Below are 19384 nucleotides of genomic sequence, written 5' to 3' on the forward strand. Positions count from 1 at the left end.
CGACCCTACCCGCCACCGGGTAGCCCGGCCGAGCGTCGAGGTGATAGGGCTTCGATATGTCGATGACGACAGTGGGCGTCCTGCGCGAGACCGCGAGCCGCGAACGCCGGGTGGCGCTGACCCCCGACGGCGTGTCACGGCTGCGCGCGGCGAACGTCCGGCTGCTGGTCGAGTCGGGCGCGGGACGCGCCGCCTGGTTCGACGACGGCGACTACCTGGCGGCCGGCGCCGAGGTCGGATCCCGCGAGCAGGTGTACGCCGGGAGCGACGTCCTGCTGGTCGTGCGCCCGCCCGGCGACGTCGCCGCGCTGGGCGCCGGCCGGGTGCTGATCGGGCTGCTCGACCCGCTCGGCGATCCCGCGCTCGCCGAGTCGCTCGCGGCGCAGGGCGTGACGGCGATCAGCGTCGACCTGCTGCCGCGCACGCTGAGCCGGGCGCAGCCGATGGACGCGCTCACCTCGCAGGCCAACGTGGCCGGCTACAAGGCCGCGCTGCTGGCCGCCGAGGCGTACGGCGGCTTCTTCCCCATGCTGATGACCGCCGCGGGCACGACCCGGCCCGCGCGGGTGCTGGTGCTGGGCGCGGGGGTCGCCGGGTTGCAGGCGATCGCGACCGCGCGGCGGCTCGGCGCGCTGGTCACCGGCTACGACGTGCGCGAGGCGGCCCGCGCCGACATCGCCTCGACCGGCGCTGCCGTCCTCGAGCTCGCGACCGCGGCGCAGGCCTCCGCCGACGGGTACGCGCAGCGGCTCGCCGACGACGCGGCGGCGGCCCAGCTCGCGGCCCTCGACGAGGTCGTGCCCCGGTTCGACGTGGTGATCACGACGGCGCGGGTGCCCGGCGGCCGCTCGCCGCTGCTGGTCTCCGAGGCGGCGCTGGCCGCGATGCGGCCCGGGTCCGTGGTCATCGACCTGGGCGGCAACGTGGCCGGGTCCGCCGAGGACACCCGGACGGTCACCGGCCGCGGCATCACCGTGATCGGCGCGCCGAACCTGGCCGCCACCGTGCCCGTCGCGGCGTCCACGGCGTACGCGCGGAACCTGGTCGCCCTGCTGGGCAGCCTGCTGCGCGAGGGACGACCGCACCTCGACGACACCGACGAGGTGCTGGCCGCGGTGCTGGTGTGCCGCGACGGCGCCGTCGTGCACCCCCGGCTGCGTCACCACGAGAGGGAGATCCGATGAGCCCGTTGCTGCTGGCCGACCTGACCGTGTTCACGCTCGCGCTGCTCGTCGGCTTCGAGGTGATCAGCAAGGTGCCGGCCACCCTGCACACGCCGCTGATGTCGGGCGCGAACGCCATCCACGGCGTCGTGCTGGTCGGCGTCATGCTGCTGGCCGCCACGGTCAGCACCCCGGCGGGGTACGCGCTGCTGGCCGTCGCCGCGTTCTTCGCCGCGATGAACGTGGCCGGCGGCTACGTGGTGACCGACCGCATGCTCGCGATGTTCCGGAGCCGGTCGTGAGCGGCTTCGACACCGCGGTCCACCTGGTCTACCTGGCCTGCGCGAGCGCGTTCGTGGTCGGGCTGCACCTGATGAACGCGCCCGCCACGGCCCGGCGCGGCAACCAGGTGTCGGCCGCGGGCATGGGCGTGGCGCTGCTGACGACGGTCGCGGTGCTCGTCGAGGACGGGCGGATCACCGCGTACGCGGCCTGGGCGCTCGGCCTCGGCACGGCCGGCGGCGCGGTGGCCGGGCTGGTGGCGGCGCGGGTGGTGCGGATGACAGCGATGCCGCAGCTGGTGAGCCTGTTCAACGCGGTCGGCGGCGGCGCGGCGGCGCTGATCGCGCTCGGCGACCGCGCGACCAGCACCCACGCCGAGGTGACCGGCGTGCTCGACGTGGTGATCGGCGCGGTGACGTTCAGCGGCTCACTGATCGCCTCGGGCAAGCTCGCCGGGCGGGTGCCGGGCCGCCCGATCGTCGTGCCGCACGGCCGGCTGATCTCGCTGGCGCTCGCGGTGGTCGTCGTCGTCCTGGGCGTGCTGGTGGTCGGGTTCGACGGGGGCACGCCGGCGCTGGCGGGCGCGGCGGCCGCGGCGCTGGCGGCCGGGGTGCTGCTCACGCTGCCGATCGGCGGCGCCGACATGCCGGTGGTGATCTCGCTGCTCAACGCGTGCACCGGCACGGCGGTGGCGATGGCGGGCTTCGTGCTGGGCAGCACCCCGCTGATCATCGCGGGGGCGCTGGTCGGCGCGGCGGGCGCGATCCTGACGAAGCTGATGGCCGACGCGATGAACCGGCCGATCGGCGCGATCGTCGCCGGCGGCTACGGCACGGGCGACGCCGTCGCGGTCGCGGCGCGCTCCGGCTCGGCGGCCGTCCGCGAGGTCACCGCCGAGGACGCCGCGATCCAGCTGGCGTACGCGGGAAGGGTCGTGATCGTGCCGGGCTACGGGCTCGCCGCCGCGCAGGCGCAGCACGAGGCGGTGGCGCTCGCGCAGGCGCTGACCGACCGCGGGGTCGAGGTCACGTACGCCATCCACCCGGTGGCCGGCCGGATGCCCGGGCACATGAACGTGCTGCTGGCCGAGGCGAACGCCCCCTACGAGCAGCTGCAGGACCTCGAGGAGAGCAACCCCGGCTTCCCGCGCACCGACGTGGCGCTGGTCGTGGGCGCCAACGACGTCACCAACCCGGCGGCGCGGCGGCCCGGCAACCCGGTCTCGGGCATGCCGATCCTCGACGTCGACCGGGCGCGGAGCGTCATCGTGATCAAGCGGTCGCTCGGGCACGGCTACGCGGGCATCGACAACGAGCTCTACGCCGACCCCCGCACGGCCATGCTGTTCGCGGACGCGAAGGCGGGCCTGAGTGCCCTGCTGGCCGGTCTTTCCGCGTACGCACGGTAGCCCCTCACGCGAGGGCGAGCACCGCGACACCGGCGAAGACGAGCGCGGAGCCCGCGAACGCCGACGCCGAGGGCCGACCGCCCGTGAGCCACGACAGCGCTACGACGAACAGGATGCCGGTCTCGCGCAGCGCGGCGACCGCGGGCACCTGCGCCGCGGCGACCAGAGCGAGCGCCGCCAGCGTGAGGACGTGCGCGCCGACCGAGCCGAGGCCGATCACGAACGTCGCCGGCCGGACCTGGGCGCGCAGCGCGGCGGGCCGGGTGGCCAGCCGCACGGCGGTGGAGACGACGACCAGCGGCGCCATCGACAGCCAGAGATAGGTGGCGGGGTCGGCGTGCCGCAGACCGAGCGAGGCGACGTACGTGTAGCAGGCCAGCGACACCGCCACCGGCGCGGCGGCCGCCACCGAGCGGCGGGTCGCCCCCGACGCGGTCAGCAGGACGCCGGCGCTGACGACCAGCACGCCCGGCGCGGCCCACGCGGGCACCTCGTCGCCCGCGGCGAGCGCCACGGCCAGCAGCAGCACGGGGGCCAGACCGCGCGCCACCGGATAGGCCGCGTGCACGGGCGTCCGCGCGTATGCGACGTTGAGCAGCAGGAAGTAGGTCACCGAGAGGCACGCCGAGACGGCCACCCAGCCCCACGCGGCGTCCTCGACCCGCCAGCGCGCCAGTGCGAGCGGCGTGAGGGCCAGCAGGCCGAGCGCGTTGCCCGCGATCGCGCCGTCGAACCCCTCGGGCGCCAGCCGGCCGAGCAGGACGTTACACAGCGCGTGCAGCAGGGCCGAGGCGAGCACCAGGGTCAGGGCGAGCGGCGGAAGACCCATCCGGTGATTCTGGCGGCCGCCGCGGCGCGCAAGTGTCGGGTATCGGCCACGCCCCGTCCGGGTTACGCGGAACGGCTCGCCGGACCGGGTGGGACGGCCGATGCCGGGGGGCGCGGGCCGTCTCTAGCGTCGGGTGCATGAGGGTGACCGGGCAGGTCGGCAGGCGGTCGGCCTCGATGGCCCTGGCCGCGTTCGTGGCCTGGGCGATGACGGGCCAGGCGTCGGCGATGGTGGGCACGCTGCCCACGGTGGAGGACGGCGGCGGCGCGGGGGCGCCGGCGATCGTGCGGGTCGAGGCCGACCGCGGGCTGCTGGACCGCGGGCTCGCCTGCACCGGCACGCTGATCGCGGCCGCCTGGGTGCTGACCGCGCAGCACTGCACGAACGTGAACAGCGACCAGCGCCACCCCTACCGGCCGGGCGAGATCACCGTGGGCGCCGGGTGGCCGGTCGCGGCCGTGCACCGCATGGGCGGGTACGACGCGCGCAGCCTGGTCAACGACATCGCCCTGCTGGAGCTGGCCGCCCCGGTGACCACTGTGGTCCCGGCCCGCCTCGCCACGCGGCCGCTGGGCACGGCGAGCGAGGCGACCGTGTACGGCTCGGCGCACACCGCCGACGTCCGGGTCACCTCGCTCGCGGCGGTCAACCACGGGCCGTGCCTGTTCCCCGACCCGCCCCGCGGCTCGATGACGTTCGTGACCTCGGTGCACGGCGGCTCGCGGCGCGGCGACAGCGGCGGCCCCCTGCTGCGCTGGGAGGACGGCGTGCCGCTGCTGCAGAGCGTCACCGCGGGCGCCGCGGACCGGGTCACCTGCGGGGCGCCCGACCTGGTGGGCCGCCCGCAGGCGTGGGTGGGCATCTCCAACCGGGTGGACCGGGCCAGCGCGGCGTGGCCGTTCCTCGCCGCCTACGTGCCCGGGCTGTGACCCGCACGGGGTAGCCGGATCGGGCGGAACGCCCTCCCCAACGCGAGGGAGCGTCCTGCTGGGACGGCCGATAGCCGGGCGGCGCGGCGGGTTCGTAGCGTGAACGCGGGGCATCGAGCTTCATGGAGGCCGGCCGGCGACCCTGGCGAGGGGCGCGGCGGGCCCCGGTGGCCGCGGCCGGGAGCACGCTTCGTCCAGGCGTGCGGCGGCGGCCACGTGAGGAGGTGGGCGGGCCTGCGGGGCGGCGGCCCGCCCACCCCCGAGCCCCCCACGGCCGGCGCGCGGCGGCGACAATGTCCCCCATGGACTTCGCCACCGCGCTCGGCTCGCTGTTCACCCCCGAGGGCCGGGAGGACCCGTATCCGGCGTACGACGTGCTGCGGGCGCACGCGCCGGCCTTCCTCGCCCCCGACGAGCGCTGGTACGTGACCACGAACGCGCTGACCAACCGGCTGCTGCGGGACCCGCGCATGCGGCTGGCCGACGCGGGCGACTACGACCAGTTCTGGCCGGACTGGCGGCAGAACCGCGGGGTCGCCTCGGTGGTGCTGTCCATGCTGCAGACCAACCCGCCCGACCACACCCGCGTACGCCGGGCCGCCGCGGCCACCTTCACCGCGCGGCGCGTCGCGGCGATGCGCGACGTCATCGCCGGCCAGGCCGAGGACCTGGTCAAGGCGATGCCCGCCGCGGCCGACTTCATGACCGCGTTCGCCTACCCGCTGCCGATCGGCGTGATCTGCGCGCTGCTCGGGGTGCCGGCCGGCGACCGCGCCTGGTTCCGGCAGCGCGCCGCCGACCTGACCGTCGTGCTCGAGCCGATCAGCACGGTCGAGGAGATGGACCGGGCCGACGCGGCCGGGCGCGACCTCGAGGACTACCTCACCGGCCTGATCGCGCAGCGGCAGCGGGCCCCGCAGGACGACCTGACCAGCGCGCTGGTCGAGGCGGGCGCCGACGGCACGCTCACCGGCGAGGAGCTGCTGGCCAACCTCGTGCTGCTGCTGGTCGCCGGGTTCGAGACCACCGCGAACCTGCTCGGCACCGGCCTGCACCTGCTGCTCGAGCACCCCGCCCACGCCGACCGGCTGCGCGCCGACCCGGAGCTGGCGCCCGCCTTCGTCGAGGAGATCCTGCGGTACGACTCCCCGGTGCAGCTGACCTCCCGCTTCACCACCGAGCCGGTCGAGCTGGGCGACGGCGTCACCGCCCCGGCCGGCGCGGGGCTGACGATGATGCTGGGCGCCGCCAACCGCGACCCCGCCCGCTACCCCGACCCGCACCGTTTCGACCCCGACCGCGAGGGCGTCCAGCCGGTCTCCTTCGGCGGCGGCGCCCACTACTGCCTCGGCGCCCCGCTCGCCCGGCTGGAGGCGCAGGTCGCGTTCCCCCTGCTGCTGACCATGCTGCCGCGGCTGGCCGTGGCCGGCGCCCCGGTCCGGCGCGACCGCCTCACGCTGCGCGGCTTCGCCACCCTGCCCGTCACCACGGGCTGACCCGTTCCGGCAGCGGGCCGAGCGGCGCCACGGGGGTCACGCCGGAGGAGAAGAGGCCGTCGAAGACGGCGGCGCGGTCGAAGGTCATCGCGTGGGACAGGGCGCGGCCGGCCATCTCGGCCTTCTCGGCGGCGCTCATCTCGAGCACCGCGTGGTCGAGGGCGCAGGCCAGCGCGTCCACGTCGCCGGGCTCGACGATGACGGCGGTGCCGCCGACGGCCTCGCCGGTGCCGCCGGTGAGCGTGGTGACGACCGGGCCGCCGCCGGCGAGCATCTTCTCGGCCAGGGCTATGCCGAAGGTCTCGACGAAGTCGGGCTCGGGCCTGGTGGGCAGCGCGTACGCGGCGCAGCCGCGCATGAGCAGCGGCTTCTCCGCGTCGTCGACGTCGGTCAGGAAGACGATCCGGTCGTCGTCGCGGGCCATCGCCCGGACCTGCTCGAGCGCGGGGCCGGTGCCGGCGACGACGAGCTTCACCCGCTCGCGGGCGCGCATCCGGCCGTACGCGGTGACCAGGTCGTGGATGCCCTTGGCCCGCGCCACCCGGGACAGGAACAGCACGTACCCGTCGCGGTCGAGGCCGCGCCGGGCCAGCGCGGCGTCCACGGCCGCCGGGTCCAGGTCCAGGTACGCCGAGGAGTCGATCGGCGGGTAGCTGACGGTCACCCGCTCGCGGCACTGCCGGGCGAACGAGGTGCCGCACGCCGCGTCCACCTCGGCGGCCGACGCGATGATCTCGTCGCGGGTGTACTCGGAGACCGCGACCAGCTCGTCGTTGGCCAGGAACGTCGTGAACAGCACGGTCGCCGCGCCGAAGCGGCCCTCGCGCAGGCACTGCCGGATGACGTTGGTGACGTCGGAGCCGACCGCCTTCGCGATGGTGTGCACGTCGGGGTTCAGGCCCGCCACCCGCGCCGCGTGCACCGCGTCGACGACGACCGTGGTGTGCGGCACCAGATACATCGACAGGCACACCGTGGGCACCGGCTCGCAGAGCAGCTCCACGAGCCGGCCGGTGAGCCCGGCGAGGTGCCGGCCGTCGGGCACCCGGTAGTCGCCGACGGACTCGGGCCGTTCGACGGTGATGCCCTTGCTGTAGGGCAGCAGCCGGTCGAGCGGCTTGAGCGGCAGCCCGGCGGCCTGCAGCACGGGGATCGGCCAGGTGAGCAGGCGGACGTCCGTGAAGCCGCGGGTGAGTGCGACCTCGGCGAGGTTGCGGGCCTCGCCGGAGTGGCCGCAGATGACCGGGTCGGCGCGGACCACGATGACGAGACGGCGTGCTTGCTTGGTCACCGGGTTTCCTCCGTCGGGTCGGACAGGGAAGGCGGGCGGGTCCTGCTGCCCCAGCTCGACGGCTCCGGGCCCAGCCGCAGGTGCAGCCGGCCGCCGCGGTGCACGTCCGCGGCGCTCAGGTGGGTGGCGTGCAGGGGCCGGCCGTTGAGCGTGGCGCTCTGGACGTACAGCGGCGGCGGCTCGCGGTCGAGGCCGTCGACGCCGATCGGGGTCTCGCGGTGGCCGCTGGTCTCGATCACGAACTCGCCCTCGGGCGCCTGGATCGCGGCGCGCTCGAACGCCGGCGCGTTGATCAGGAACAGGTGCTGCCCGGCGACCGGGAACAGGCCCAGCGACGCCCAGACGTACCAGGCGCTGAGCCCGCCGGAGTCGTCGTTGCCCGGCAGCCCGCCCGGCCCGGTGCCGAACTGCCACGTCAGCGCCGAGTGCACGATCTCGGCCGTCCGGTCGGGGCGGCCCGCGTAGTGGTAGGCCCAGGGGGCCTCCATGTCGGGCTCGTTGTTGAGCCCCTCGAACCGCTTGAGGGCGTACCCGGCCTGCATCTCGGCGGCCGGCGGGCGCTGCCCGGGCTGCTTGACCGGCTCGGCGCCGTAGCCGAAGAACGCGTCGAGCTTGCCGAGGAACGCGGCGTCGCCGCCGGCCAGGCCGATGCGGGCGCGCATGTCGTGCAGCAGCCGGAACGAGTAGTTCCACTTGCCGCCCTCGTAGAACTCCGAGTCGCGCAGCAGGCCGGTGACCGGGTCGAACGCGTTGACCCAGCCGCGGCTGCGCTCGGTGAGGTCGGCGGCCAGACGCTTGTCGCCCAGCGCGCGCGCCACCCGGGCGGTGCAGTGGTAGCCGTACGCGAGGTCGAGCGTGTGGGTGATCGGGTGCACCACGCCGTGCTCGTAGAAGTCCTCGCCGTACATGCGCCGCAGATCGTCCACCATGTGCACGAGCGCCCACGCCCAGTCGATGCCGGCCCGGCCCAGCGCGTGCGCGTCGGCGAGCGCAGTGTGCGCCAGCGCGCTGGCCTGGCGGAAGAACCGGTCGGCGCCGCGCGCCATCCGGTAGCCGATCGGGAAGTTGCCCTCCTCCTCGCACACCCGGACGAGCGACTCGAGCAGGTCGGCGGCGCGCTCCGGGGCGAGCGTGGCCAGCAGCGGGATCTGGGTCTTGTAGATGTCCCACATCGTGCAGACGTCGAACGCGTACGGGCCGGAGGTGGGCCAGAACGGGCTCTCGTCGTCGGCGAAGCAGGGCTTGATCAGCGCGTGGTAGAGCGAGGTGGCCAGCACCGTTCGCCGCGCCGGCGTGCCCCCGTCCACCTGCACCTTGCCGAAGTGCTCGCGCCAGCCGGCCCGGGTCCGCGCGCGGACGGCGACGAACGCGGTGCCCTGCGTGCCGCACTCGCGCTCCAGGTTGCGCCGGGCCTGCTCGCACCCGCGCAGCGAGAAGCCCAGCCGCACCTCGACGGTCTGCCCGGGCCGGGTGGAGCCCAAAAACAGCATCCCGAACGGGCGCAGGTTGGTGTGTCGGATGCTGTCGAAGTCGAGCCGGGTGCCGCCGTCGATCAGCCGGCGGTCGTACCAGAGCATCTGCCGCCAGTTGGGGCTGTCCACCTCGGCGTACACCGACAGCGGCACGCCCTCCATCACCACCGTGCCCTGCGCGCGGCCGTGCCCCATGCTCTCGATCTGGGCGCGCAGCGGCACCGTGCGGCCCAGCTCGGTGGCCAGGCCGCCGCAGGACAGGTCGATCACCACGCGGCCGCTGCTGCTGGCCGGGAACGTGTAGCGGTGCACGGCCACCTTCTCGCCGACCGTGATCTCGCAGCGGATGCCGGTGCCCAGGGTGGCGGCGTAGTAGCCGGCCTCGGCAGTCTCGTCGTGCAGCGGCCACGCCTGCCCCAGGTCGTCGAGCGACTGCACCATCGGGGTCACCCGCACGTAGTTGTAGTACTTGCGGATGGCGCCGGTGCCGGACTGCTGGAAGTGGGTGAAGCCGGACGCCTGCATCCGGTCGAACATCGTCTCGGGCACGCCCTCGGTGTTCTTGGTGTAGCGCCCGTAGCCGGTGGGGTAGGCGCCGGAGTAGGCGCAGGCGGACACCATGCCCAGCGGCGATGTGGCGCCCGGGTGGGTGTTGCCCACCTGGGGCTTGGGCCACCACCACGTGGCGGCCAGACCGCGGGCGGGAGGCAGGTCCGTGGCCGCGGTGCCGATGAAGGGGTCAACGTCGTCGAGAATGACGGGACACTATCCAGCGGCGCGCGGCCGGAGGTTTCGGCGACGTGAACTCCCCGGGTCGACAACCGGCGGGCGGGCGCACCACCCCCTTTCGGGACGGATTTCCGACACGTCCGGGGACTCCCCCCGCGCCCGGACGTGCGCCATCCTTCGTTTCCGGACCCCCGCACGCGCCGCGAGGCACGGCACCGCCGAAGCGGCGCGTGCGGATCCCGGGTGTCCTCGATCCGGCTGACAGCGCCGCCCGCCCGCGTGCACCGTGAGCTGAACCGTCCGCGCGGCTCACCGTCCTTGGGGGCGCCATGGCAGTCGTTGTGACCGCGCTCCTCGTGCTGGGCCTCGCCCAGCCCGCGGCCGCTCCCGCCGACTTCGGGGTGTCGGTCTCCCCGCAGACGGCCCGCCCGGGCGACCGGATCAGCGTGGTGGTGTTCCCGCGCAGCGAGGACGTCCGGATCGTCGGCTGCCTGGTGTTCTTCCGCGACCGGGGCGTCGAGTGCCGGCAGTCCGGCGGCCGCTGGCTGGCCGAGGTGCGCGTGCCGGCCACCGCCAAGCCGGGCCCGAACACCGTGCGCTGGGGCGTGCTGGCCCGCACCGCCGCGGGCCGGCGGATCGCGCAGAACAACGAGCTGCGCTACACCGTGCTGCCCAAGGCGCCCTCCCCCGCGACGTCCGCGACGGCGGGCACGACGGCGCAGAGCGAGGCCCGCGCGGCACGACCCGACCGGTGGCGGCGGATCGCGGGGGTCGCCGGGCCGGCGCTCATGGGCCTCGCCCTGCTGATCGCGCTGTTCGCCTTCGACGGGGTCCGCTCCCGCGTGCGGGGCTTGTTCAAGGGCGCGCGGTCCTGACGCCCGGGCGCTATCGTGCCGGGATGCCCGAGACCCAGCGCCGGCCCGTGCCGCGCAACGACGACAGCGAGCTGGACACCGCGCTCGCGTTCCTCGACTTCGCGCGGGAGTCGGTGCTCAAGAAGACCGACGGCCTCGACGACGAGCAGCTGCGCCGGGTGCTGGTCGGCTCGGGCACCAACCTGCTCGGGCTGGTCGCGCACCTCACCGACGGCGAGCGCTACTGGTTCGGCTACCACGTCGCCGGGCTGGGCGAGCACCACTACGACTTCGACATGACCGTGCCCGCCGGCCTGGACACCGCGACGGTCCTCGAGGGCTACCGCGCGGCCGTGGCGGAGAGCAACCGCATCGTGCGGGAGGCCGGCGACCTCACGGCCCCGGTGGTCAACCCGGTGGACGGCAGGTTCCTGAGCCTGCGGTGGGTGGTGGCCCACATGACCAGCGAGACCGCCCGGCACGCGGGGCACGCCGACATCCTGCGCGAGCAGCTCGACGGCATCACCGGGCGATAGCCCCGGCAAGTTACCCGGGGGTACATTCCGGGGTGTGACGCACGAGGTGTTCAACCAGCCGCCGCCGCTGGTCGACGTGGACGTCGCGGCCGACGCCGCGCTGCTGGGCGCCCTCGAGCGCGAGGGCGCGGGCTGGGCGGTCGGCGACCTGCACCGGCTGGGCAAGCTCGCGGGCACGGCGGAGCCGCAGCGGTGGGCCGACGAGGCGAACCGCTACGAGCCGAGGCTGCTCACCCACGACCGGTACGGCCACCGCGTCGACGAGGTGGACTTCCACCCGTCGTGGCACCGGCTGCTGGAGGTGGCGGTCGGCGAGGGGCTCACCGGCGCGCCGTGGGCCGAGCGCCGGGCGGGCGGGCACGTGGCCCGGGCGGCGGGGCTGTTCGTCTGGTCGCAGGTGGAGGCGGGGCACTCCTGCCCGGTGTCGATGACCTACGCCGTGGTGCCCGCCTTGCGGCACGCGCCCGAGCTGGCCGCGCTCTACGAGCCGCTGCTCGCCTCCCGGTCGTACGACCCGGGTCTGCGCACCCCGGCCACGAAGGCCGGCCTGCTCGCCGGCATGGGCATGACCGAGAAGCAGGGCGGCTCCGACGTGCGGGCCAACACCACCCGCGCCACCCCGGCCGGCGACGGCACCTGGCGGCTGCGCGGGCACAAGTGGTTCACCAGCGCGCCGATGTGCGACCTGTTCCTCGTGCTCGCCCAGGCGCCGCAGGGGCTCTCGTGCTTCCTGGTGCCGCGCGTGCTGCCCGACGGCACCCGCAACACATTCCGCATCCAGCGGCTCAAGGACAAGCTGGGCAACCGCAGCAACGCAAGCAGCGAGCCCGAGTTCGACGACACGGTGGCGTGGCTGGTCGGCGGCGAGGGCCGGGGCGTGCGGACGATCATCGAGATGGTCGCGATGACCCGGCTCGACTGCGTGACCGGCTCGGCGTCGGGCATGCGGGCCGCGCTGGCGCAGGCCATCCACCACACCCGGCACCGGCACGCGTTCGGCGGCCCGCTCGCCGACAAGCCCGCCATGCGCGCCGTGCTCGCGGACCTGGCCCTGGAGAGCGAGGCCGCCACGCTGCTGGCGATGCGGCTCGCGGGGGCGGTCGACCGCGGCGAGCAGGCGTTCCAGCGGCTGGCGATCGCGGTGGGCAAGTTCTGGGTGTGCAAGCGGCAGCCCGCGGTGGTCGGTGAGGCGCTGGAGTGCCTGGGCGGCAACGGCTACGTCGAGGACTCCGGGATGCCGCGCCTCTACCGCGACGCCCCGCTCAACTCGATCTGGGAGGGCTCCGGCACCGTCCAGGCCCTCGACGTGCTGCGGACGCTGCGCCGCGAGCCCGCCGCCTTCGAGGCCTTCCACGCCGAGGTGTCGGCGGCCCGGGGCGCGGACCCCAGGCTCGACGCGGCGATCGGCGCGCTGGGCGCCGCCGCGGACGAGGACCAGGCCCGGCTGGTGGCGGAGCGGATGGCGCTCACCCTGCAGGCGTCGCTGCTGGTCCGGTACGCTCCCCCGGCCGTCGCCGACGCGTTCTGCGCCACCCGTCTGGGCGGCGAGTGGGGCCACACGTTCGGCACCCTGCCCCGCTCGGCGGCCACCGCGGCCATCGTGGAGCGCGCCGCACCCGCCTAGCAACCGCCGAAGGTTCAGCCCCGGCTGCCGGTGGCCGATCCGCAAGGTGATGCGCGCGTGGTGGAGCTGGATGGTGGCGGGGGCGCTGGTCTGCGCCGGCTACCTGCTGATCCCGTACGAGCACGTCGCCTCCAGCGTGGTCTACAACGGCGTCGGCGTGCTGTCGTCGCTGGCCGTGGTGGCCGGCGTCCGGCGCCGCCGGCCCGCCGCCGCGCGGGCCTGGTGGATCTTCGCGGCCGGCTTCGTCACGTACGTCAGCGCCGACGTCGTGTACGAGGTGAGCGGGCACCTCCTCGGCTTCCACCCGTACCCGTACTGGGACGACGCGATCTACTTCACGGCGTACCCGCTGCTCGTCACGGGTCTGCTGCGGATCGCGCGGGACCGCACCCACCGCAACCGGGCCGGCCTGATCGACGCCGCCGTGGTCGCCACCGCCGTCGGGCTCGTCTACTGGGTGTTCGTCATCGAGCCGACGCTGGGCGACCTGGGCATCCCGCTGGTCGAGCGGCTCGTCACGGTCGGCTACCCGAGCTGCGACGTGCTCCTGTGCGCGGTGGTGGTCCGCCTGCTCAGCCGGCCCGGCCCGCGGCCGCCCGCGCTGTGGCTGCTCGCGGCGGGCTGCTCGGCCAACTTCGCCAGCGACACGGTGTGGAGCCTCGGCCAGGCGTTCTCCGGCGACTCGAGCAGCGCCACCAACGCGGGCTTCATGCTCGCGTACGTGCTCTGGGCGAGCGCGGCCCTGCACCCCTCGATGGCGCGGATCGGGCACTCGACCGGCGAGCGGGCCCGGTTCGGCCACGGCCGCCTGGTCGTGCTGGGCGCCTGCACGATGCTGGTGCCCGCGGTGCTGTTCCTGCAGGGCGCCCGCGGCGAGCGGATCGACTGGGGGGCGATCGGCACGGGCGCGGTCGTGCTGTTCCTGCTCGTGGTGACCCGGCTCGGCGGCTTCGTGCGCCGCACCCAGCAGCAGTCCGCCCAGCTGGAGGACCTCGCCCTGCGCGACGACCTCACCGGGCTGGCCAACCGCCGCCGCTTCGAGCGCCGGCTGGCCGCGGCCGCCGCGACCGGCTCGCCGCAGGTGTGCCTGCTCGACCTCAACGGCTTCAAGCAGGTCAACGACCGGCACGGCCACGCCGTCGGCGACCGCCTGCTGATCGCCGTCGCCGACCGGCTCGGCGCCGAGCTGCCCGGCGAGGGCCTGCTGGCCCGGATGGGCGGCGACGAGTTCGCCGTGCTGCTCGACGACGCGACCCCCGCGCGCGGCGACGCGGTCGTCGCCCGGCTCGCCGCGGCGCTGGGCCGGCCGTTCGAGGTGGCGGGCCACGAGCTGCTGGTCGGCGCGGCGATCGGCATCGCCGGCGGCGCCGACCCGGTCGAGGTGCTGCGCCGCGCCGACGTGGCGATGTACGCCGCCAAGGCCGGGCAGGCCCGCTTCCGGCGCTACGACGCCGGCCTCGACGAGCGGGCGGGTGAGGAGGCCCGGCTGGGCGCCGAGATGCGCGCCGCGCTTGACGCCGGGCAGTTCCACCTCGTCTACCAGCCGATCGTCGAGCTGCCCGGCGGCGGCCTGCGCTACGTGGAGGCGCTGCTGCGCTGGAACCACCCCGGGCGCGGTCCGGTCAGCCCGGCCGAGTTCGTGCCGGTCGCCGAGCGCAACGGCCTGATCGTCGAGCTGGGCGAGTGGATCCTGCGGACCGCGTGCGCGCAGTTCCGCGCCTGGCACGCCGCCGGCGCCGGCCCCGAGCGGATCAGCGTCAACGTCTCGGCCCGCCAGCTCGCCGAGCCCGGCTTCGCCGCGGTGGTGGCCGACGCGCTGGCGGCCGCCGGCATGGCGCCCGGCGAGCTGATCGTCGAGGTCACCGAGACCGCGGTGTTCGGCGGCGGGGCGGCCGTGCGCGCCGTCGAGGAGCTGCACGAGCTGGGCGTCCAGGTGGCGCTCGACGACTTCGGCACCGGGCATTCCTCGCTGGGCCTGCTGCAGACCGTGCCGGTCGACGTGCTCAAGGTGGACAAGTCGTTCGTCGACAACCTGGCCATGGCCGGGCGGCACGCGGTCATCGCCACCGCGCTGATCCAGGTCAGCGACGGCCTCGGGCTGACCGCGGTGGCCGAGGGCGTGGAGACCGCCGAGCAGGCCGCCTCGCTGTACGCGCTGGGCTACCGGCTGGCGCAGGGCTACCACTTCGGCCGGCCCGTGCCGCAGCCGGACTTCCGCGGCGCCGGGGTGCCCGCCCGGTAGGGCTTCCTTCCCGCCGCGTCGGCGCCTGCTTCGCGGCCGGCGCCGGTAGGGTGCCCGGGTGGCGCTCGGCTCCGACTTCCGCCGGCTGTGGTCGGCGTACGCGATCAGCGAGTTCGGCACCGGCGTCGGGTTCGGCGCGTTGCCGCTGGTCGCGGTCCTCGTGCTCGACGTGCCGGAGTTCCAGGTGTCGCTGCTGGCCGCGTGCGGCGGGCTGGCCGCGGCCGTGCTCGCGCTGCCCGCCGGCCCGTTCGTCGAGTTCCGCCGCAAACGGCCCGTGATGGTGGGCGCCGACCTGGCGCGCTTCGCCGCGGTCGGCAGCGTGCCGGTGGCGATGCTCGCCGGGGTGCTCGGCTACGCCCAGCTCTGCGTCGTGGCGGTGGTGCAGGCGGTCGGCGCGATCCTGTTCGCGTCGGCGAGCGGCGCGCACCTCAAGGCGCTGGTCGGGCCGGGCGACCGGGACGCGGCGAACGGGCGGTTCGAGGCGACGTTCTGGACGGCGTACAGCGCCGGCCCGGCGATCGGCGGCGCGCTCACCTCGGTGCTGGGCGTCGCGTGGACGATCGGGGCCGACGCGGTGAGCTTCCTGCTGTCGGCCCTGGGGGTGCGGTCCCTGCGGACTCCCGAGCCGGACCCTCCCGTACGCGCGGGGACCGGCTCGCGGCTGTGCGAGATCGCCGGCGGCTGGCGCTACCTCGCGGCGCACCGCGGCCTGCGCCCGCTGTTCCTCAACGCGCAGGTCTTCGCCGGCCCGATGATGGCCGCCTCCCCGCTGCTCACCGTCCTGATGCTGCGCGACCTCGGCTTCGCGCCCTGGCAGTACGGGCTGGCCTGGGGCGTCGCGTGCGCGGGCGGGGTGCTCGGCGCGCTGGCGCTGCGGCCGCTCACCGACCGCTTCGGCCGGCGCCGCGTGCTGCTCGCCTCGGGGGTCGGGCGCGCGCTGTGGCTGTGGCTGCTCGCCTTCCTGCCCGGCGGCGTCACCGGCCTGGTCGTCATGATGGTGGTGGAGTTCCTCGCGCTGTTCCTCACCGGCGTCTTCAACCCCGCGTTCGCGTCCTACCGCATGACCGAGACCGAGGACGGCTACCTCTCCCGCGTGATCGCCTGCTGGTCGATCACGTCGCGGACCGTACAGCCGATCTGCATCGCCCTGGGCGGCGCGCTGGCGGCCGTGACCAGCGTGCGCGCCGCCCTGCTGGTGTGCGGGCTCGGGGTGCTGGCCAGCTCGGCCCTGCTGCCGTGGCGCGAGCTCCGCGTCCCCGAGCGCGTTCAGCCTCGATGACCTCCCGTGCCGAGCGGCCGGAACGACGTGCCCAGCACGGCCAGCAGCGCCAGCGCCTCGGCGTCCGGTGAGCCGGGCGGCGCGGTATAGAGCACGAGATGCTGGTCGCGGTCGGTGAGCGCCAGCGTGTCGCAGTCGACCGTGATGTCCCCGACGACCGGGTGCCGGAATGTCTTGGTCAGCATCGATGCCGCCTGGACGTCGTGGCGCTCCCACAGCCGCGCGAACTCGGCGCTGCCGTCCCGCAGCTCCTCGACCAGGCCGGTGACCGCGGGATCGGACGGGTAGCGGGCGAGCGAGGCACGCAGCTCCGTCACGACGTGGTGCCGGAACTCCGCCACGTCGCTCACCCCGTACAGCCGGGGGTCCGGGTCGAGGAACGCCTTGCGCGCCAGGTTCCGCTCCCCGTGGGCGAAGTCGTCGAGCAGCGCGGCGGCGAGATCGTTCCACGCGAGCACCTCGAACGCGGCCGAGACCACGAACCCGGCCGTCTGCGGGAGCCGTTCGAGCAGCGCGAGGATGCTCGGGCGGACGTCGCGCCGGTGCCGCCCGGTGCGGACGGGAGCCGTGCCGGCCAGGACGTGCAGGTGGTCGGACTCCGCGGCGGTGAGCCGGAGCGCGGCCGCTATCCCGGCCAGCACGGGGGCCGACGGGCGCGGCGCGCGTCCCTGTTCCAGCCGGACGTAGTACTCGGTGGAGATCTGCGCGAGGACGGCCACCTCCTCGCGCCGCAACCCCGGGGTGCGGCGCCGCGGACCGGACGGCAGGCCCACGTCCCCGGGCGCGAGCCTCTCCCGGCGGCTGCGGAGGAACGCCCCGAGCTCCTGCTTCTGCATGCGTCGAGTATGCCCGCGGCGGCAGTGCCGATCCTGGTACAGCCTGTGCCTGCCTGCGGGTCCCGGGCGGCCGCACCGTTGTCGGCATGACTGACACCACCACCACCACCGGCCTGCTCACCGGCAAGGTCGTCCTCATCACCGGGGCCAGCCGCGGCATCGGCGCGGCGGCGGCCCGCCTGTTCGCCCGCGAAGGGGCTGCCGTCGTCCTCGCCGCCCGCAGCACCGGCGCGCTCGACCGCCTCGCCGCCGACATCCGGGCCGCGGGCGGTGCCGCCGACGCGGTGGCCCTCGACCTGGCCGACCCGGCGAGCATTCGTGCGGCCGTCGAGCGGGCCGACCGGCTGCACGGGCGGCTCGACGGAGCATTCAACAACGGCGCGGTCATCCAGCAGCCCGGCCCGCTCGACACCACCAGCGACGAGGACGTCGACCGGCAGTTCGCGGTGAACTTCCGGGCGCACTGGACGGCCATGAACGCCGAGGCAGCGCTCATGCGCCGGGGCGGCGGCGGGGCCATCGTGAACACGTCGAGCATCGGCAGCCGGCGGGCCAACGTGGCCCTGCCCGCGTACGGGGCGATGAAGCGCGCGTTGAACAGCCTCACCGAGACCGCCGCGGTCACCTGGGGCCCGCACGGCATCCGGGTCAACGGCCTGACACCCGGCGGGACCGCCACCGAGATGATCGAGCAGTGGGAGGCGGCCAGCCCCGGCATCAAGGCGAACATCGACGCGTCCATCCCGCTCGGCCGGATGGCCGAGCCGCACGAGGTCGCCGAGGCGGCGGCGTGGCTGCTCAGCGACCGCGCCTCGATGGTCACCGGCGCCCTCCTCCCGGTGGACGGGGGCGCCGGCGCCTGACGCGCTCTAGTGCTGGCCGAGCAGCTCGCGGATGCTGGCCAGCAGCTCCTCCTGGCCGATCGGGTCGACCCGGCCGCCGGTGCGGGCGTCCTGCATCGCCTTGGAGAGCTGCACGCGGCGCAGCACCTCCTTGATGTCGGCGCCGGTCATGCCGTGGCTGGCGGCGGCCAGCGCCTGCAGGTCGAGGTCGTCGGCGAACATCCGGAAACCGGGCGCCTCGTGCGCCGCGATCAGGCCGCGGATCATCTTGCGGAAGATCTCGGCGCGCGACGCGTCGTCCGGCTTCGGGACGCTGATCTTGACGTCGAACCGGCCGGAGCGGATCAGCGAGTCGTCCACCCGGTGCGGGAAGTTCGTCGTCGCCACCACGATCACGTTGGGGTTGGCCTCGATGAGGTCGTTCATCTCCTGCTTGAAGATGCCGGCCACCGCGTTGATCGCCTGGCTGGCCGCGTCGCCGCCGGCCCCGGCGTAGCTGATGATCGAGTCGAACTCGTCGAACAGCATGAGCGTGGGCACGCGGTAGCGGCGGGCGTCGCGGAAGATCTGCTTGATGTTGCGCTCGGAGCCGCCCAGCCACTTGTCGAGGATCTCGGGCGTACGGATCTCGCGGAAGTCGGCGCCGATCTCGTTGGACAGCGCCCGCGACAGCATCGTCTTGCCGGTGCCGGGCGGCCCGTACATGAGGATGCCCTGCGGCCGGCGCGCGCCCCACCGGGCCATCGCCTCGGGGTGGCGGAACGACACGGCGATCTGGCGCAGCTCGGACACCACGTCGGCGAGCCCGCCCACCATGTCGAGCGTGACGGTCTGGGTGGTGGGCGGCGTCTTCGACAGCGTCTCGCGGCTGAGCACGAAGCGCCGCCCGGTGAGCGAGTCGGGCCCGGCGAGCTCGAGGACGGCCTGCAGCGTCAGCCCGGCGAACGCCTGCAGGTGGGCGGCGGTCACCTCGTCGCGGGGCACCTCGGCGTGCAGCCGCACGACCGTACCGGTCTCGTCGTAGGTCATCTCGGCCTGCAACCCCACCACGGCGTCCGCGAGCGTGCCCGGCTCCCGGCCGGCGGCCGGCTGCGCCGGACGGTCCAGACCCAGCTTCTTGTACGCCGCCGCGGCCGCCGCGCCGACCCCGTCGACGATGCGGGTGGCGATCGGGTCACCGGCCTCGATGCGCTTGGCCAGCAGCAGCCCGACGGGGTCGTTGCCGAGCACCAGCTTGCGGATGCGCTCGGAGGACAGCGGCTCCTCGGCGGTGCTGATCGCGGCGGCGAACGTGTGCACCGGCCCGCCGGGGCGGTCCGCGCTCGACACGGTCAGGTCGACGCGCTGCACGGGCGCCGGCCACGACGAGCGGCGCAGCAGGTCGACGGGGTTGACGCGGGCCGCGGCCAGCACGGTGGCGACGTCGACCAGCTCGACCGTCGCGCCCGCGTACTCGAACGTCTCGCCGCGCGGACGCGCGAAGGGGTCGGTCATCTCTTACCTCCCAGCGGTGGCACTGACACCAAGAGTGACACGGGCGCACAGCAGTTGCCGTTCGGTGCGATCCCGCAG

16 protein-coding genes are annotated in these 19384 nt (G+C 75.0%); 11 read left to right on the forward strand and 5 right to left on the reverse strand.

What is annotated here, in order from left to right; genetic code table 11:
• The first annotated feature begins 62 nt into the window (after positions 1-62).
• The 3 genes from ACSNN8_RS20115 to ACSNN8_RS20125 are packed head-to-tail and all read left to right on the forward strand — an operon-like array spanning position 63 to position 2853.
• Positions 63-1184, forward strand: coding sequence for an NAD(P) transhydrogenase subunit alpha (locus ACSNN8_RS20115; RefSeq protein ID WP_436650808.1), 1122 nt, complete (start codon positions 63-65; stop codon positions 1182-1184).
• On the forward strand, positions 1181-1465 hold the full coding sequence (locus ACSNN8_RS20120; RefSeq protein WP_436650809.1) for an NAD(P) transhydrogenase subunit alpha: 285 nt from the start codon (positions 1181-1183) through the stop codon (positions 1463-1465). Before ACSNN8_RS20115 ends, ACSNN8_RS20120 begins: the two co-directional genes overlap by 4 nt.
• Positions 1462-2853, forward strand: coding sequence for an NAD(P)(+) transhydrogenase (Re/Si-specific) subunit beta (locus tag ACSNN8_RS20125; RefSeq protein ID WP_436650810.1), 1392 nt, complete (start codon positions 1462-1464; stop codon positions 2851-2853). Before ACSNN8_RS20120 ends, ACSNN8_RS20125 begins: the two co-directional genes overlap by 4 nt.
• Positions 2854-2857: 4 nt before the next feature.
• On the opposite strand, the gene ACSNN8_RS20130 is transcribed toward ACSNN8_RS20125, so the two are convergent.
• Positions 2858-3682 (reverse strand): hypothetical protein, encoded by an 825-nt coding sequence (locus ACSNN8_RS20130; RefSeq protein ID WP_436650811.1) that lies wholly within the window; start codon positions 3680-3682, stop codon positions 2858-2860.
• Positions 3683-3819: 137 nt separating this feature from the next.
• Between ACSNN8_RS20130 and ACSNN8_RS20135 the strand changes: the two genes are divergently transcribed.
• Both ACSNN8_RS20135 and ACSNN8_RS20140 read left to right on the forward strand, forming a co-directional pair.
• Positions 3820-4611, forward strand: coding sequence for a trypsin-like serine protease (locus ACSNN8_RS20135; protein ID WP_436650812.1), 792 nt, complete (start codon positions 3820-3822; stop codon positions 4609-4611).
• Positions 4612-4913: 302 nt separating this feature from the next.
• Positions 4914-6107, forward strand: coding sequence for a cytochrome P450 (locus ACSNN8_RS20140; RefSeq protein WP_436650813.1), 1194 nt, complete (start codon positions 4914-4916; stop codon positions 6105-6107).
• Here ACSNN8_RS20140 and ACSNN8_RS20145 read toward each other — a convergent pair.
• The gene (locus ACSNN8_RS20145) at positions 6094-7398 is read right to left on the reverse strand and encodes a glycosyltransferase (RefSeq protein WP_436650814.1); all 1305 of its coding nucleotides are present in this window, start codon (positions 7396-7398) and stop codon (positions 6094-6096) included. The genes ACSNN8_RS20140 and ACSNN8_RS20145 overlap by 14 nt on opposite strands.
• Positions 7395-9626 carry a glycoside hydrolase domain-containing protein gene (locus tag ACSNN8_RS20150; RefSeq protein ID WP_436650879.1) on the reverse strand — a complete coding sequence of 744 codons (2232 nt, stop codon included), beginning with the start codon at positions 9624-9626 and terminating at the stop codon, positions 7395-7397. Before ACSNN8_RS20150 ends, ACSNN8_RS20145 begins: the two co-directional genes overlap by 4 nt.
• A 302-nt stretch (positions 9627-9928) precedes the next feature.
• Here ACSNN8_RS20150 and ACSNN8_RS20155 point away from each other — a divergent pair, with 302 nt between their 5' ends.
• The 5 genes from ACSNN8_RS20155 to ACSNN8_RS20175 are packed head-to-tail and all read left to right on the forward strand — an operon-like array spanning position 9929 to position 16134.
• The gene (locus ACSNN8_RS20155; protein ID WP_436650815.1) at positions 9929-10474 is read left to right on the forward strand and encodes a hypothetical protein; all 546 of its coding nucleotides are present in this window, start codon (positions 9929-9931) and stop codon (positions 10472-10474) included.
• Positions 10475-10497: 23 nt separating this feature from the next.
• Positions 10498-10989, forward strand: coding sequence for a DinB family protein (locus tag ACSNN8_RS20160; protein ID WP_436650816.1), 492 nt, complete (start codon positions 10498-10500; stop codon positions 10987-10989).
• 34 nt (positions 10990-11023) lie between these two features.
• Complete coding sequence (locus tag ACSNN8_RS20165; protein ID WP_436650817.1) at positions 11024-12613, forward strand: acyl-CoA dehydrogenase family protein; 1590 nt, start codon at positions 11024-11026, stop codon at positions 12611-12613.
• A gap of 49 nt (positions 12614-12662) precedes the next feature.
• Positions 12663-14855, forward strand: a complete 2193-nt coding sequence (locus tag ACSNN8_RS20170; RefSeq protein WP_436650818.1) for a putative bifunctional diguanylate cyclase/phosphodiesterase — start codon at positions 12663-12665, stop codon at positions 14853-14855.
• 58 nt (positions 14856-14913) lie between these two features.
• A complete protein-coding gene (locus ACSNN8_RS20175; RefSeq protein ID WP_436650819.1) occupies positions 14914-16134 on the forward strand; it encodes an MFS transporter in 1221 nt (406 codons plus the stop codon).
• On the opposite strand, the gene ACSNN8_RS20180 is transcribed toward ACSNN8_RS20175, so the two are convergent.
• A complete protein-coding gene (locus ACSNN8_RS20180; RefSeq protein WP_436650820.1) occupies positions 16122-16970 on the reverse strand; it encodes a helix-turn-helix transcriptional regulator in 849 nt (282 codons plus the stop codon). The genes ACSNN8_RS20175 and ACSNN8_RS20180 overlap by 13 nt on opposite strands.
• An 86-nt stretch (positions 16971-17056) precedes the next feature.
• On the opposite strand from ACSNN8_RS20180, the gene ACSNN8_RS20185 reads away from it, so the two are divergent.
• Positions 17057-17833, forward strand: a complete 777-nt coding sequence (locus tag ACSNN8_RS20185; RefSeq protein ID WP_436650821.1) for an SDR family NAD(P)-dependent oxidoreductase — start codon at positions 17057-17059, stop codon at positions 17831-17833.
• Positions 17834-17839: 6 nt separating this feature from the next.
• On the opposite strand, the gene ACSNN8_RS20190 is transcribed toward ACSNN8_RS20185, so the two are convergent.
• Entirely contained in the window at positions 17840-19306 is a 1467-nt protein-coding gene (locus tag ACSNN8_RS20190) for an ATP-binding protein (protein WP_436650822.1), read from the reverse strand.
• Between the last annotated feature and the right edge of the window lie 78 nt (positions 19307-19384).

The organism is Actinoplanes sp. URMC 104, from assembly GCF_051386375.1.
Lineage (GTDB): Bacteria > Actinomycetota > Actinomycetes > Mycobacteriales > Micromonosporaceae > Actinoplanes.